Below are 15,625 nucleotides of genomic sequence, written 5' to 3'. Positions count from 1 at the left end.
GTTACAGTGACTTCTGTAACGGCGCGTTTTTGTATCTTATAAGCTCATAATGGTTATGAACCCGATTAAGCTTTATGTTCCTGGTTACACTTCCATTCACATGGCACTTCATAAATCAGCTCTTCAATCGAGGTTGGATTTAGAGCCCACTCTTCATCAATATTGAACTTGCTGACCATCTGCGTGTTGAAAAGCTGCCAATGCTTAAGTAGGGCGTCTTCGGGTGAGGTGACCATATCACCTTCATTCCAAGTGCTTTCCATAAAGGGAGTGAGGCATACAGCGCCGTTTGCGTACATGATCATTTGCCATTTAACTTCGTAAATGTTGATCATTTTGTCTGGGTTAGCTGCATTGTACTCAGCGGCAAGCCCGTTAATCTCTTTTTCAACATCGCCGACATTGTCGATGAAGTAATCAACTAGGTTGTCTTCTTGGCGAACAGAGTCTGAAATAAGCTGCATTGGCCTACGTGAGTGAATCATGTTGGTGAACAGACGCATGCTAAACAGGTAGATAGCGATATTTGGCGCAACATCTTTTGGCAGCTCTTCCATAATCTTACTGATGTAAGACTGAAAATAATCGTGTAAACAATCACTTATTGCATGCCAAATCTTTTCTTTGCTACCAAAGTGGTGGCGGATAAGGCTATGCGAGACGCCTGCCTTTTCACTGATGTTTCGCAGTGATACACGATCGTAGCCAAAGTCACAGAACATGTCTGCGGCAACGCTCATGATCAAAAAACGCGTCTCTTCGGCGTCTTTTGCACTTCTTCTACCTTGCTTCTTTTCGGTCATCTTCATTTCACATAATTACCTGATTACAACATTCTACACTGTTTTTACTGAAATAAAAAATACTGCACAAGTGGAAAGTAAATCTTGAGAATTATTTAATATTAAATATACTGCCCACCTGTGTAATAAATCATAATAATTAAACGGAGAGGCATCATGCAGTTCAATTTGTCTATCAATGCCATATCGAGCAAGCGCATGGGAGCTGTTATTGCAGCACTATTGCTCGCAGGCTCTCTAACTGGATGTGACAAAGTTCAGTCAGAGGAAAATGTGCAGGTAATCAAGCCAGTCAAGCTGTTCGAAATCCCACAACAGACTGATATTGATCTCGATAGCTTCATTGCAAAGGTTGATGCAACCGACCGTGCGGCACTTTCTTTCCAAGTGGGTGGAGATATAGAAACCTTCGATGTTCGTATGGGACAAGAAGTGAAGAAAGGTCAGGTGTTAGCCGTATTAGACGCGACGGATTACCGTATTGCCGTTGACGCAGCCCAAGCTAAATTTGATCTGGCGAACAGCCAATACAAACAAGCTTCTGAGTTGTATGCGAAAAAACTGGTCAGTACCGATTACTACGACCAAGCCGTAAACACCTTTACTGCCGCTGAAGTTGAGTTGGACCAAGCAAAAACAAACCTTGGCTACACTACCTTAGTTGCTCCATTCGATGGCGTGGTATCGATGGTGTTTGGAAAGCAATATCAATTGATCGCAGAAAAGCAGCCTGTACTGAATATTTTGAATCACAGTGAAATGGATGTGACGTTTTCAATTCCAGTATCAAAGCTTGAAGACCGTTCTATTCAAGACCTAACGAGCTCAAACATGTGGGTTGTGATGGACAGCCACCGCGGCATTCGTATCCCGACTCGCTTTAAAGAAATCTCAACGCAACCAGATGAAGATACCAACAGCTACCAAGCGGTTGTGTCTATCGAAAAGCCAGAAGGCATCAATCTACTTTCTGGTATGACAGCGCAAGTTGAAGTTCAGAAAAGTAAATCTGACTACGGCATTGGTATTGTGGATTCAGCTTGGTTAAACAAAGACGTAGCCCATGGTGAACTATGGCGTTATAACCCTGACTCTCAACTGATTTCTAAAGTACAAGTCCTTCTTGATGAGCAAGGCAAGGTTATCGACGGATTGTCGTCTGGTGACCTTATCGTTGAAGCGGGTGTGGATGTGTTATCAGACGGACAACAAGTAAAAGCTTGGCTTCGTGAGGGCGGTATTTAATGAACCTTTCAAAATTATCAGTTGTTGTCGCGTCGGCTCTGTTACTTCAAGCCTGTAACAATGAAGCTGTACACCGTGAACAACCGCCTTTGTTGGTTTCTACCTTTGAAGTTGGCGCACCGCTGACTAATCAGTTCAGAAGTTTTAATGGACAGGTGATGCCAGCTGAATTGACTCCCTTGGCATTTAAGCTAGCAGGCGAGATTCAACAAGTACTAGTCGAAGCGGGCGATAACGTCGAAAAAGGGCAGTTATTAGCCACCTTAGATAATGCAACGTACGTCCAAGATCTGACTGATGCTCAATCTCAATTCAAACTGGCGAGCAAACAGTTGGCCCGTGGTACTGAGATGTTTGGCAGCGAAATGTTATCGCAATCAGAACTCGACCAACTGACGGCTAACTACAAGCTCGCATCGGCGAATTTGGCGGCGGCAAAACGCAAGCTAAGTTACACAGAGCTTCTTGCGCCATTCTCCGGAACAGTCTCAACTGTCGATAAGCAACGATTCGAAAATACGACGCCTGGAGAAACACTACTGAGTGTGTACCAGAACGACAAAGTGTATGTGCGAATTCAAGTATCAGACTCGATCTTGGCATCAATTAGCCCAGACATGCGTTCAAATAGCTATCGTCCTGAGGCGAACTTTGGCGGTCACACAGGCCAATATCCACTGACGTATCTAGAACACACCAGTGAACTGCACCCACAATCCCGTACTTACGAGTTTTGGATGCAGATGCAGCAGCCTGAAAGTGAAATTCTGCCGGGCACGAGCGTTACGGTCAATGTAGATATGGCGAAAGCGGGCCTGAGCGATGTTCAAGGCTATCAGTTACCAATGACAACACTAGAAGCGGGCTCTGAAGCGAATCAGTTCTATGTGTGGAAAATGGAAGACGGACAAGCATTCAAAAGCGAAGTAGAAGTCGACAAGATCAGTGGCCAAGGCGCATTAATCGCTCATGGTGTTGAGCAAGGTGAGCTACTCGTAAATTCGAATTTAAGAAAACTCCGTGACGGAATCCAATTGTCAGGAAAAGCAGAATGAACATCGCAGAATATTCAATAAAGAACAAAGTAATCAGCTGGCTGTTTCTAGTCATTTTGGCCATTGGCGGTGTGACGTCTTTTGGTAATCTATCCCGTTTAGAAGACCCAGCTTTTACCATTAAAGATGCAATGATTATTTCAACTTACCCTGGCGCTACGTCAATGGAAGTTGAAGAAGAGCTGACTTACCCACTAGAAAAAGAGATAAGACAGCTTCCGTACATCGACAAGATTACCTCGACATCATCGAACGGTATGTCCCAAATTATGGTCAGTATGAAGATGGACTACGGTCCAGACGAACTGCCTCAGATCTGGGATGAAATGCGCCGTAAGATCAACGATCTACAACCAACACTGCCAAGTGGTGTAAATTCCGTTCAGATCATCGATGATTTTGGTGATGTGTTTGGTGTGATGATCATGCTGACCGGTGATGGTTACGATTACGTTGAGCTCAAACAGTACGCAGATTACCTAACGCGTGAAATCGAACTGGTCGACGGTGTCGGTAAAGTAAGCATTGCAGGTGACCAACAAGAACAACTGTTTGTTGAGATGTCACTGGAACGCTTAGCCGCATTGAACCTAGATATGTCGACGGTTACGTCACTGCTAGCACAGCAAAACAGTGTGGTATCGGCAGGCGAGGTGATGCTGAATGGTCAAAGCCTTACGATCAAGCCAAACGGCACCTTAAGCACGGTTGAAGAACTAGAAAACCTGATCATTCATGGTCGCGATACAGGTAACCTGATTCGCTTGAAAGATGTCGCTGAAGTAACTCGTGGCATTCAAGAAAAGCCGGGCAATGTATTAACGTACAACGGTAAACCAGCAATCAACTTGGGTATTGCGTTCTCTTCTGGTGTAAACGTGGTTGAGATTGGTAAAGCACTGGATGCGGAACTGGATCGCCTAGAAAGCATTAAGCCAGCGGGTGTAGAACTGAATTACTTCTACAACCAAGCGCAAGAAGTAGACAAATCTGTGGCTGACTTCTTAATCAGCCTAGTTGAAGCGGTAGCCATCGTTATCATTGTATTGTTGTTCGCAATGGGCTTACGCAGTGGTTTGATCATCGGTTTGGTTCTTCTATTGACGGTATTCGGTACCTTCATCCTGATGGATTACAACGATGTTGAACTGCACCGCATCTCTCTGGGGGCACTGATCATCGCGCTGGGTATGCTGGTGGATAATGCGATTGTTGTCGTTGAAGGTATTTTGGTGGGCTTGAAGAAAGGCAAAACCAAGCTTCAAGCAGCGAAAGACATCGTCAAGCAAACACAATGGCCACTGTTAGGTGCGACCATTATCGCTATCACAGCGTTTGCACCGATTGGTTTGTCGAAGGATGCGACAGGCGAATTCATGGGTTCACTGTTTTGGGTACTGTGTTTCTCACTGTTTTTGAGTTGGGTAACTGCACTAACACTAACGCCATTCCTTGCCGAGATGTTGCTTAAAGAAGAAGACAAGGTTGATGAGAACGAAGACCCATACAAAGGCATCCTGTTTGTGGTATTCGGTGCGTGTCTGAAAGTAGCACTTCGATTTAGATGGCTTACTGTAGTTAGTATGGTCGCTCTATTAGCAGTTTCTGTCGTCGGTTTTGGTATGGTGAAGCAGCAGTTCTTCCCGCCGTCAAATACCCCAATGTTTTACGTAGACATGTGGATGCCAGAAGGCACCGATGTTCGTGAAACGATCAAGCAGACAGAAAAAGTTGAAAGCTACATTCGCCAGCAAGACGACGTGGAGTTTGTAACGACAACGGTTGGGCAGGGCATGCAACGTTTCGCACTGACTTACCAACCAGAGAAAAGCTACGAAGCGTACGCCCAGTTACAAGTAAGAACCACTGACCGCGACACTATGTTTAAGGCTCTAGCGGCGCTAGACAAAGACTTAGCGAACGAATTTGAGCAACCAACGTTCCAGTTCAAGTTGATTGAGTTTGGTCCGTCACCCGCTTCAAAAATTGAAGCGCGTATTATCGGTGCCGATCCACAAGTACTGCGTAACATTGCAGTTGAAGTCGAAGACATCTTGCTTGCCGATCCAGGCTCTCGAAATGTTCGTCATGACTGGCGTGAACGCACTAAAGAACTTGTACCACTGTTCAACGAATCTAAGGCTCGTCGCCTAGGCATTTCAAAAACTGACTTGTCTGAGACATTACAGATGGCGTTTGGCGGTTACAACATCGGCCTACTGCGTGATGGTACTCATATGTTACCTATCGTGGCGCGTTTACCGGAAGAAGAGCGTTTTGATTTCGAATCGCTAAACAATGTGAAGATTTGGAGCCCATCACTACAAACTTACATCCCAGTTGAGCAAGTGATTGATGGCGTAGAGCTTCAATGGTCTGAGCCACTGATTCAGCGTCGCGACAGAAAACGTACGCTAACAGTATTGGCTGACCACGATGTTCTTGGTGATGAAACGCCAGCGAGTCTGTTTGCTCGTGTGAAACCAAAGGTAGAAGCATTAGATTTACCAGAAGGCTACAGCATTAGCTGGGGTGGTGAGTACGAAAGCTCTAAAGATGCGCAAGAATCTCTGTTTGGCTCACTGCCAATGGGTTACTTGCTGATGTTTATCATCACGATGCTTCTGTTTAACTCGGTTCGTAAGCCGCTTGTGATTTGGTTTACGGTTCCACTCTCTATCATTGGTGTTTCAATTGGTCTGTTAGGTACCAATATGCCATTCAGCTTCACAGCGTTCCTTGGCTTATTGAGTCTAAGCGGCATGATTTTGAAGAATGGCATTGTACTGCTTGACCAAATCAACAGTGAGCTATCAACAGGTAAAGACCCATATTTAGCGGTTGTCGACAGTGCGATTAGTCGTGTACGACCGGTATCTATGGCAGCATTAACGACTATCTTGGGTATGATTCCTTTGGTATTCGATGCATTTTTCGGCTCGATGGCGATTACCATCATGGCAGGCTTAGGCTTTGCTACCGTACTAACGCTAATAGTAGTACCGGTGATGTTCGCTATTTTATATAGAATCAAACCGTCCACTGCGGGTTATTAGGGAATGATATAAAACAGATTCTTTTAAGCCAGCCCAGTCAAATTTGACTGGGTTTTTTATGCGTGTTGTCCCGTCCTGAAATGTGTTGACACGTGAGAGCGGTAAGAGGGTACGAATAGGCAAGCATTAAAAAATCCGCTACTCAATGGGCAAGCGGCTTTAAGAACAATAGGGCGATTCTAAATTGCTAGCCGTATGTCTAACTCAATCGGCTTTGGCATGGCTAAGTGGTAGCCTTGATACATATTGAAGCCTAAGCCCTGCATCGCTTCGAGTTGTTGTTGGGTTTCAATACCTTCAATCACTGTCTTTGCGCCAATTTGGTTTGCAAGATCAAGTACTAACTCCATTTCTCGAGTGTCGCCTTGTTCAAAGTCCAACATAACCGAGCGGTCTATCTTGATGATATGAGGGTTAATGTGACGAACGCGTTGTTCGGTTGATGCTTGTGTTCCAAAATCATCGACCGCTATTTGAAAGCCATTATCCGCAAGAGAAAGAGCGGCATCTTTCAAACGCTCTTCACTCTCTACATTAAGCTCGACCAACTCCATCACTATCTGTTCGCATGAAAGGTTAAGCTCGTGAAGGCGTTTAGCTAACAAGCTATCGCTGACCTTTTCTGCAGCAAACAACTCACCAACGTTTGGAAGAACGTTCAAAAATAGATGTAAATGACGGATTGTCGATTGTGCGAAGTTACGGATATGAATCGCTCGACTCAACCTCTCTACATTGATTTTGTCTGTGCTTGAGGTTTCGTCGGAATGGAAGAAGTGATCAGGACGAACAATATCACCTTTGTTATTTGAAATGCGCACCAAAGCCTCAACACCTATTTGAGTCATAGAAGAGTCGAATATAGGTTGATAGACGCTCCTAAGCGTCAGGTCTTGGTATTTCGCAATAAACTGCATATCAGCATCTACGGATATACAGCTAATAAATTCACTTCTGTCTGATAAAATCATAGTCGCTAGTAAAGAGGGCTTATTCAATGGCGGACGTACATGTCGCGGCTGTCACAATATTGACAGGTGTAAGTAAATTGTCAATTAATAAAACTCATTTGTAGAGTCAATATTTAAATAAATATAATTAACGAAAAAACAGCATGATAATTGATATTAGTCATTAAAATTACTTATCATTCACCATTAATAATGACTATTGTGAATTTAATCTCTGAGTAATCTATCTCATATCAACACCAATCAATATAAGCTTTCAACGCTAATACACCAGGTGAAAGTAAGGATAAAGCCTCAGGTTATGGGGGAATGTCAAAGTTACATTATTAACAAACAACTCTGTTTGCATATAAATGATATCTACTTCTCAAAATATGAACGATGAGCTGATAAGTTATTATTTTATCGAAGATAAATTTTGATTGATTATTGGGTAGGGCTTGAGTTGGGTTTTATAAAATATTGGGATGGAGGTCTAACTATTTACTTTCAAGACTGATTAAAAAAGTTGACCCGTATTCTTACTGCCATTGAAGTACTGCGTAAAGTTGCAGGTATTTACGAACCAGTTGTTGATTTCCTGACCGCTTTAAAGGGTGTCCAAATTTAATGAAGCAAGGGCTGATTTTAAAATTATTATTTAAGTCAGTAGCGAATTGAGAATCACTCTCTCTTAGCGTGATACCTTGTTGGCTATATTCCGTGATCTCGTCTGGGAGTTCACCCATCCACCAATGCAATAATTCACCACTGTTTTTACTTCGGCTAATCCAATGGTCGGAGACAATGATCAAAACGTCATTGGGTTGAATGGAAAATCCATACTCTTGTTGCCAATTATGGATGTCCAACATTAACTTTCTACGACAGGTTTTCCCGGCGCTCACCATATGATGACTGATCATCCAAACGGTACCGATTTCGGAAGATATTCGGAAGTGTCGAGGCGTTTCTCTAGAGGAAAGCATTTCAAGTGGGCTGATGTTGCTTGCATGATTAAAGCTAACGAAGGTGTGCTCCATTCGGCGGGCAAATGCCTTACCTATATGGTGCTCACTGATCCCTTGATTGTGTACAGTAGGGTAGTGGCGTTCACAGAGCTTTAGGCAATCGTCTTGAAATTGATTAACGCTTTTAATCACTAGATCTAATAACAATGAAGTCCCTTATACACAGCTACTATCTTATTGATGGGCAATAGTACGGTAATTGCGGTTCCGTTACCTATCGTCAAAGTGCGAGTTCTTGATCTCTATATCAAAATTAACCATTGCTGAGTGATTTTATGGATAGCACTGGCGCTCTACAGGTCTGTATTCTAAATTATGAGGAATTCTAGCTAGTTACCTCGACTATAGTCTAGTCAGCAAATCACAATTGATCTACTTACTCTTTATTTGGAAACATTCATGACCATTCAATTAGATTCGAAACAAAAGTCTGAGCTTACTCATACGCTCCAAAAGTACCTGCAGGATGAACTCGATGTGGAGCTTGGTCAGTTCGACACAGAATTCTTGGTCGATTTCATAAGTAAAAAGTTTGGGGCGGTTTACTACAACAAAGGGATAGAAGACGCTCAAAAAGTCATGGAACGTAAAATGTTAGATATCTCAGATGAGCTTTACGAGATCGAACAAATCGTTGAAATCTAACGTTTAGCCCAAACTTGTTCAAATAATTTGAATAACTCGTTTAATTTGAAATGATGTTACCAATGTAAAGCTTGGTAAATAATATGTTACACCAACTTGGTGTAGGGTACGCTTTTCGAAACTACACTACTCGTTAACATTCGGAAGAGATGCATGGACAACAACGTTAGAAATTACAACCCTTTAGCAAGAGCGATGCATTGGATTTCAGCTCTCGCGGTATTTGGCTTATTTGGTGTAGGCCTGTGGATGGTTGATCTTTCATACTACAGCGAGTGGTACAAAACAGCGCCAGACTATCACCGCTCGGTAGGCATTCTTTTGGCTGCCGTTACCGTTATCCGCTTGGTCTGGAAACTAGTTACCGCGTCACCTAAAGTGGAAGGTAAAAGCTATGAAGTTGCAGCAGCGAAGATCGCTCACGGCTTCATGTACATCAACTTAGCGGTTTTGTTTATTTCAGGTTATTTGATTTCGACATCAGATGGCCGCGGGATAGAGGTATTCAATTGGTTCACTGTACCAAGTATGGGCGAACTGTTTGCAAACCAATCTGATCTCGCAGGTACGGTTCACTACTATGCTGCATGGGTACTGATCATTATGGCATCAGTGCACGCCTTAGCGGCGATAAAACACCACGTTATCGACAAAGACGATACGCTACGAAAAATGATAGGAGCTTCAAAATGAAAAAGTCAATTATCGCTACAGGATTAGCATTTGCAATGGCAATGCCTTTCGCTGCGAACGCCGCTGATTACGTGATTGATACAAAAGGTGCGCATGCTTCAGTTAACTTTAAAGTTAGCCACCTGGGTTACAGCTTTATCCAAGGTCGTTTTAACACATTCTCAGGTGATTTCTCATTTGATGAAAGCAACGTTGAAGCGTCTACAGTAAACGTAACGGTTGATACTACAAGCCTTGATTCAAACCACGCAGAACGTGATAAGCATATCCGTAGCGGCGATTTCATCGATGCTGGTAAGTTCTCTGATGCGACATTCAACAGCACGAAAGTTGTTGATAAAGGCGACGGCAAACTTGAAGTAATGGGTGACCTTAAACTTCACGGTGTAACTAAGCCTATCGTTATCGAAGCTGAATTCATCGGTGCTGGTCAAGACCCATGGGGCGGTGAGCGTGCAGGTTTCGTTGGTACAACTCGTCTAGAACTTGCTGACTTCAACATTCCAGTAATGGGCGCTTCAAGCTATGTAGATATGGATCTACACGTTGAAGGTGTAAAGAAGTAATCTAGCTATTGTTGATCGCTAACTAGTATCAATCTCTTATGTAACACCAAAAGTTAAATAGATACTTAGAAAGCAACAGTTAGAAATAGAGAAAGGCGCAAAGTTTTCACTTTGCGCCTTTTTTATTGAGATAAATGGCAACGCGTTTAGGTCTGTTTTGTGTCAAACCGTTTAGTACGTTAAAAGCCACCGTTTACCTCTAGCCAGTCAACGTTGCCATGACTGAGTTATCTAATTGAACTACTAATCCCTAATAGTTCAACTTAAGATTAGTTAAGCCGTTTCTAGTTCAGCTTGTGGAACCACGTTTAGTCGGTCACCGTAGATTGGACGTAGTGCTTGCATCACTTCAATGCGAGTCAACACACCTACCATTACGCCGTTTTCTAACACTGGAAGCATATGTGGTTGGCTTACTTTCATCGCTTTTGCACGCTCTTCTAGAGAAAGAGATGTCAAGCGAGTTGCGAAGCCCATGCTTGTCGTCGGGTACAGTTGCTCTTTGTCGATGCATAGGAACTCAGCAACGTCTACTAGCTTGTCGTTTGCATCGATTGCCACAACGTCACGGCTCATTAGGTCTACAACTTTTTGGCCTTTAGTTGGGATGTAATCTTGGCACCAAAGGTCAACCATTACGTCATGAACAGAGAAGATACCCACTAGACGACCTTCAACATCGCAAACAGGAGCGCTAACAAGTTGCGCGTCTAAAAGTGTATCAATCGCGACTGATGTTGGCATTTCTACGCTCAGTGTAATTGGTTGAGTGTTCATGATTTGCTTGATAGTAGTTGCTGTGTTCATAGTAATTTCCTTAACTGACGTAATTTCTGTTGTTTGTGTAATAGCGGTAATTTTTGCTGCTTTAAGTTGTGGGCGACGGTAGATGCTCCAGTTCGCTAAGCCGACCAATACTGAACCACCTACGATGTTGCCGATTGTCACTGGTATTAAGTTTGCGGTGACAAATTGCATGACGTTTAGGTCTGCATACTGGGCTGGTGTTGCGCCGATTTGCATCCAGAAGCTTTCTGGTGCGAATGCTTGAATCGTGATGCCTAGCGGAACCATGAACATATTCGCCACACAGTGTTCAAAGCCTGAGCTTACGAACATTGCAACGGGTAACACGGTCATCATTGCTTTGGTCATTGCGTTAGCAGAGCTGAACGTTAACCAAATCGCTAAACACACCAACAAGTTACAAAGCACACCCAAAGCAAACGCTTGAACTGGGGTGTGGTGTAGCTTGTGTTGAGCAATGTTTAAAGCGTTTAAGCCCCATTGGCCGCCATCCAGTTGATACAAGCCTGCTGCGCTTACCAAAGCCAATAGGAACATGGCACCGATAAAGTTGCCGACATACACCTTGCCCCAGATAGACAGCATCTTCGTGAAGGTGATTTGCTTGTTAGCCCATGAGATGCTTGATAACACTGAGCTGGTAAATAGCTCACCACCGCAAATCACAATCAAGATCAAACCCATACTGAAGGCAAGACCGCCGGCTAAGCGACTCAGTCCCCATCCAGCATCAGCGCTGCCCGTGGTTACCGTGATGTAGAATAAAAAAGCAAGCCCGATGAATGCGCCAGCCATGATTGCCAAACTCAATGTCATGCTGCTGGTTTTATTTGCTTTACTTAATGCAAACTTCTCTGCTTCCGCCATCATTTCTGTTGGTGAGAACAGTTGATGATTTTCAGAAGTGCTGGTTGCCATATCCCCCCCTTGAACAATCCGTCATGTGTAATTCCTAGTGTTAATGACTTGGTTAATCCGTAATGGTTAATCAGTAATGTTTTGCAGGGCTCGTTGTGTCCTGCCATTCCAGATTAGGGCGTTGATGGGTAGAGGTAAAATTGATAATTTTTAGAAACCACATCAAATTTATTGATATAGATTGGGTTACGCGTAGAATGAAATTGATTGCTCATTGGCTTTATAAAAAACGAGCATCAGGACACAAATAATTAAAAGCATTAAGGATGAATTTTGCGTTATTCATTAAAGCAACTCGCGGTATTTGATGCAGTAGCAGACTCCGGGAGCGTTAGTCAGGCAGCAGACAAATTGGCGTTGACTCAGTCAGCAACAAGTATGTCTCTTGCACAGTTGGAAAAAATGCTCGGCAGGCCTTTGTTTGAAAGGCAGGGCAAGCAAATGGCCCTGACTCATTGGGGTATGTGGTTAAGACCAAAAGCGAAGCGTTTACTGCAAGATGCGCAGCAAATTGAGATGGGTTTTTACGAGCAGCATTTGTTGAGTGGCGAACTCAAATTAGGTGCTAGCCAAACTCCAGCGGAACACCTCGTTCCGGATCTCATCAGTATTATTGATAACGACTTTCCTGAGATGCGAATCTCGCTCGGCGTACAAAGTACCGATGCGGTTATTGATGGTGTATTAGATTATCAATATGACTTGGGTGTTATCGAAGGTCGTTGTGATGACAACCGAGTTCACCAAGAAGTGTGGTGTACCGACCATTTAACGGTGGTTGCATCGGCTCATCACCCGTTTGCGAAGCGTGAACGAGTAAGCTTGGCGCAATTAGAACAAGCAAAATGGGTATTACGTGAACATGGTTCGGGTACTCGCAAAGTTTTTGATAGCTCTATTCACCATTTAATTGGTGATCTTGATGTTTGGCGAGAGTATGAACACGTTCCTGTTTTAAGAAGTTTGGTTGCAAACGGCCCATATTTAACGTGTTTACCTTATCTCGATGTCGAACAGTTTGTTGAGTCTGGTCAACTGGTCACATTAAATGTCCCTGAGCTTGAAATGGAAAGAACCTTGTCCTTTATTTGGCGTGCAGATATGTCTGAGAACCCACTTGCTGAGTGTATTAAGCGAGAAGGTAAGCGCATGATGAAAGGCAAGCCATCGTTTCTGTAACGATAAATTGATAAAAGACTAATAACTATTTGTGTTGGATAAGCGATTCCGGTCTCTATCTGGTGATAAATGCATGTTCGCATACATTATTAATGTGATCGCGATCGGCTAAAAAAGGGCGTTCTTCCCATAATATGCTTACTTGATTTTAAGTGAGGCTAAATCCGGTTGCGATGAATTACGTAATTAGGCTTTAGAAATAGTATGAGTACATTAGTCGCGATTTCATTAACAACAGGTATTTTGTCAGGTCTATGGGGATGGATTGCTATCTCTTTCGGCTTATTGTCATGGGCAGGTTTCTTAGGTTGCACCAGTTATTTTGCTTCGCCAACAGGTGGCGTAAAAGGACTAGCCGGTAGCTTATTGACTAACATGACAGGCGTATTCTGGGCAATGGTGATTATCGAAAGCTCAACCTTCGCAGGTTTAGAGATTTTAGGCTACATGATTACCGCTATTGTGGCTTTCTTTATGTGTATTCAAGCGAAACAAGCGTGGCTAGGTTATATCCCAGGAACCTTCATTGGTTGTTGTGCGACGTTTGCTGCAGGTGGCGATTGGCAACTTGTAGTACCATCTTTACTGCTTGGTGGTGTATTTGGATACTTGATGAAAGCAACGGGGCTATGGCTTCACGAGAAATCGACTCAATCTTCGGAAGTGGTTGAACAACACACTAAGCAAGCTAAGGCTTAATTCGTTAATCTAACCTTAATTCGTTAACCTAACCTCAGTTTAGTCACTGTAAACTCTTGCAAGATAACCCCCAATTAATTTGTATATCGATTTATACAGGCACACCACTTGGTGTGCCTTTTTTGGTTGAGGCGACTAGCTAAATATTTCATCAGTAGAGCAACTGATAGCATCTATAAAACAAATTATGTTTAGGTATTTCCATTCGCCATGGTGATCACGCGTTTTAATGTCCACCTTAATAAAAGCGGAATGCATTCTTGTCCTTGATTCTCGCAATGAGAAACAATGGCGAGTGCAAGGTCGGGTTTTGCATGTTTCTTCAATACCTTGGCAACCACTTTCTTTGGAGGGATAGGGTGATCGTATGGAATCTTAACCATGTCACGGAAAAAGCTCTCAAATCCATTCATATATAGGTAATGCTCGATATCTTTATCTGGCAGTTCCGTGAGTCGATGTCTTTCCTGATCATTACCAAGCTTCGATAGCACCGTTGCTGCGTATTTTTTACCCGCCGCATCGCCGTCAGTTACCACATGCCAATCGATGCCAAACTCTTGCGCGACCTTAATCAGTGCCTTAAGTCCTGACTGAGCGAACTCAATAATCTGCACACCTTCGGCTGCTAGGTTATAGCCACATTGGTTGGCAAGCTCATTGAACAACCAAACCTCGGTTTCACCTTCTACTAATAGCCAACAGCGAGCAAACAGTGCCCCTGAGCGGTGGAAACGGATATGAAAACCAATTCGTCGAAGTTCGTCTTTACTGAAGTGGTTCATGTTGAGTTGATTGGCGATGGTTTTGTCAGACTGACGAACCAAGCGACGAATCGATTGAAGTGGAACCGCTGCAAGTAGGTCGCCACTGTTGGTGGTCAGGATTTTCTGCATGGGCAATTTCTGCATCAAGCTCCAAGCCCTTGCCAAGTGTGTTGGGTGCAATCGACCTTCTGGATCTTCAAGGATCAACAGAGGGCGCGCACATCGCCTTAAGTCGTTTGGCCCTTTAGCTTGTAGATAAGCGTTAAGTAACCCCATGAATAATAAGCGAGTTTGTTTGTTCTTGGTCTCTTCGACGAGTTGATGAATACTCTGATCATTGGTACCCGCAGAATAAAGCAATCCGTCTCGCTGTTTTCTAGGGTTACGACGAGAAGTACTTTTGAAAGAAAAATAGTGCTCAATCAAACTTTGCATCGACTCTAGGCTACTGCGCATTTCACCTTTATTAACATGTCCGGGTATCGCCATAAGACGGCGGCAGGTGTTGTCTATTCGTTTTTCTATTCTTGCTTGTCGACCATTACCGTTATTGGCGCCGTTTCCATTTGTTGTGCCATTGCTCGTGTGATGGTTCCCGTTCCCGTTCCCGTTCCCGTTTGAATTTGCATTAGTTGCGTGAACATTAGTCGGCAGGTGAGCATTGTGGTTAAGGGACTTGCCGTTGAAAGGACGATCAAAGTGCCTTGCATCACGCAAACGGATAACGGGATGTAAGGTCATTAATTCTTGAGCAAGCTTTTCTGAATGATGAAGCTTGAGCGGATTACCGTCCAAACCAAGAAATGCATAGTGTGTTGTTGTCTCATACTGTTCTAACGTCGCGCTGATGCGATAGTAGATGCGAAATACGCCAAATTCATCTTGAACCCAAATAGGTTTGAGTTTGCGATAACGACCTGCGTTAAGTTCGCTCTTATCGTTAGCTTTTAAAGCGAGAACAATTTGAAGATGTTGAGACTGCGGGTGTGAAACAGAGTAATCGACATGAAAATCGGTCATTTCAAAGTGATATGGCACACCGTCTGAGGGCAGAATGACGGAAAGGGCATCCAATAATGAAGACTTACCCCAAGTATTTTCACCAATAAGCGTGGTTAGCTCGTCAAACGCGAGTGACATGCGCTTGATACCTCGAAAGCCAGAAATCTCGATTCTTTCTAGTTGCATAGGCTTACTCCTAACGGAAGGCT

At 43.5% G+C, this 15,625-nt stretch carries 13 protein-coding genes; 8 read left to right on the top strand and 5 right to left on the bottom strand.

Going from position 1 to position 15,625, the window contains the following annotated elements; translation table 11 throughout:
- Positions 1-65: 65 nt before the first annotated feature.
- On the bottom strand, positions 66-809 hold the full coding sequence (locus AB4209_RS05800) for a TetR/AcrR family transcriptional regulator (RefSeq protein ID WP_017064637.1): 744 nt from the start codon (positions 807-809) through the stop codon (positions 66-68).
- A gap of 150 nt (positions 810-959) precedes the next feature.
- Here AB4209_RS05800 and AB4209_RS05795 point away from each other — a divergent pair, with 150 nt between their 5' ends.
- From AB4209_RS05795 to AB4209_RS05785, 3 genes are read left to right on the top strand one after another with little or no spacing between them, the layout of a single operon-like run.
- Complete coding sequence (locus tag AB4209_RS05795; RefSeq protein WP_102319710.1) at positions 960-2,048, top strand: efflux RND transporter periplasmic adaptor subunit; 1,089 nt, start codon at positions 960-962, stop codon at positions 2,046-2,048.
- Positions 2,048-3,103: an efflux RND transporter periplasmic adaptor subunit gene (locus AB4209_RS05790; RefSeq protein ID WP_102393233.1), complete on the top strand. Its 1,056-nt coding sequence runs from the start codon at positions 2,048-2,050 to the stop codon at positions 3,101-3,103. The genes AB4209_RS05795 and AB4209_RS05790 overlap by 1 nt, the downstream gene beginning before the upstream one ends.
- A complete protein-coding gene (locus tag AB4209_RS05785) occupies positions 3,100-6,159 on the top strand; it encodes an efflux RND transporter permease subunit (RefSeq protein ID WP_017072168.1) in 3,060 nt (1,019 codons plus the stop codon). The genes AB4209_RS05790 and AB4209_RS05785 overlap by 4 nt, the downstream gene beginning before the upstream one ends.
- Positions 6,160-6,338: 179 nt before the next feature.
- Here the strand turns inward: AB4209_RS05785 and AB4209_RS05780 are convergent, their stop codons facing one another.
- Together AB4209_RS05780 and AB4209_RS05775 are read right to left on the bottom strand one after the other, a co-directional pair.
- Positions 6,339-7,076, bottom strand: a complete 738-nt coding sequence (locus AB4209_RS05780) for an EAL domain-containing protein (RefSeq protein WP_083994250.1) — start codon at positions 7,074-7,076, stop codon at positions 6,339-6,341.
- A gap of 575 nt (positions 7,077-7,651) precedes the next feature.
- Positions 7,652-8,287 (bottom strand): hypothetical protein, encoded by a 636-nt coding sequence (locus AB4209_RS05775; RefSeq protein ID WP_017067365.1) that lies wholly within the window; start codon positions 8,285-8,287, stop codon positions 7,652-7,654.
- 252 nt (positions 8,288-8,539) lie between these two features.
- On the opposite strand from AB4209_RS05775, the gene AB4209_RS05770 reads away from it, so the two are divergent.
- From AB4209_RS05770 to AB4209_RS05760, 3 genes are all read left to right on the top strand, one after another.
- Entirely contained in the window at positions 8,540-8,785 is a 246-nt protein-coding gene (locus AB4209_RS05770) for a DUF2164 domain-containing protein (protein ID WP_017059821.1), read from the top strand.
- Between the two features lie 153 nt (positions 8,786-8,938).
- Complete coding sequence (locus tag AB4209_RS05765; RefSeq protein WP_017067366.1) at positions 8,939-9,478, top strand: cytochrome b; 540 nt, start codon at positions 8,939-8,941, stop codon at positions 9,476-9,478.
- Complete coding sequence (locus tag AB4209_RS05760) at positions 9,475-10,044, top strand: YceI family protein (RefSeq protein WP_017059819.1); 570 nt, start codon at positions 9,475-9,477, stop codon at positions 10,042-10,044. The genes AB4209_RS05765 and AB4209_RS05760 overlap by 4 nt, the downstream gene beginning before the upstream one ends.
- Positions 10,045-10,317: 273 nt before the next feature.
- On the opposite strand, the gene focA is transcribed toward AB4209_RS05760, so the two are convergent.
- Entirely contained in the window at positions 10,318-11,769 is a 1,452-nt protein-coding gene (focA, locus tag AB4209_RS05755) for a formate transporter FocA (RefSeq protein WP_050650436.1), read from the bottom strand.
- A 273-nt stretch (positions 11,770-12,042) separates the two neighbouring features.
- On the opposite strand from focA, the gene AB4209_RS05750 reads away from it, so the two are divergent.
- Together AB4209_RS05750 and AB4209_RS05745 are read left to right on the top strand one after the other, a co-directional pair.
- Positions 12,043-12,948: a LysR substrate-binding domain-containing protein gene (locus AB4209_RS05750; protein ID WP_136978571.1), complete on the top strand. Its 906-nt coding sequence runs from the start codon at positions 12,043-12,045 to the stop codon at positions 12,946-12,948.
- A gap of 204 nt (positions 12,949-13,152) precedes the next feature.
- On the top strand, positions 13,153-13,647 hold the full coding sequence (locus tag AB4209_RS05745) for a DUF1097 domain-containing protein (protein WP_017079195.1): 495 nt from the start codon (positions 13,153-13,155) through the stop codon (positions 13,645-13,647).
- 191 nt (positions 13,648-13,838) lie between these two features.
- On the opposite strand, the gene AB4209_RS05740 is transcribed toward AB4209_RS05745, so the two are convergent.
- The gene (locus tag AB4209_RS05740; RefSeq protein ID WP_372055120.1) at positions 13,839-15,602 is read right to left on the bottom strand and encodes an ATP-dependent endonuclease; all 1,764 of its coding nucleotides are present in this window, start codon (positions 15,600-15,602) and stop codon (positions 13,839-13,841) included.
- Between the last annotated feature and the right edge of the window lie 23 nt (positions 15,603-15,625).

The organism is Vibrio sp. 10N.286.48.C11 (assembly GCF_041469805.1).
Taxonomy (GTDB): domain Bacteria; phylum Pseudomonadota; class Gammaproteobacteria; order Enterobacterales; family Vibrionaceae; genus Vibrio; species Vibrio crassostreae_C.
This window is presented reverse-complemented; position numbering and strand designations above follow the sequence as displayed.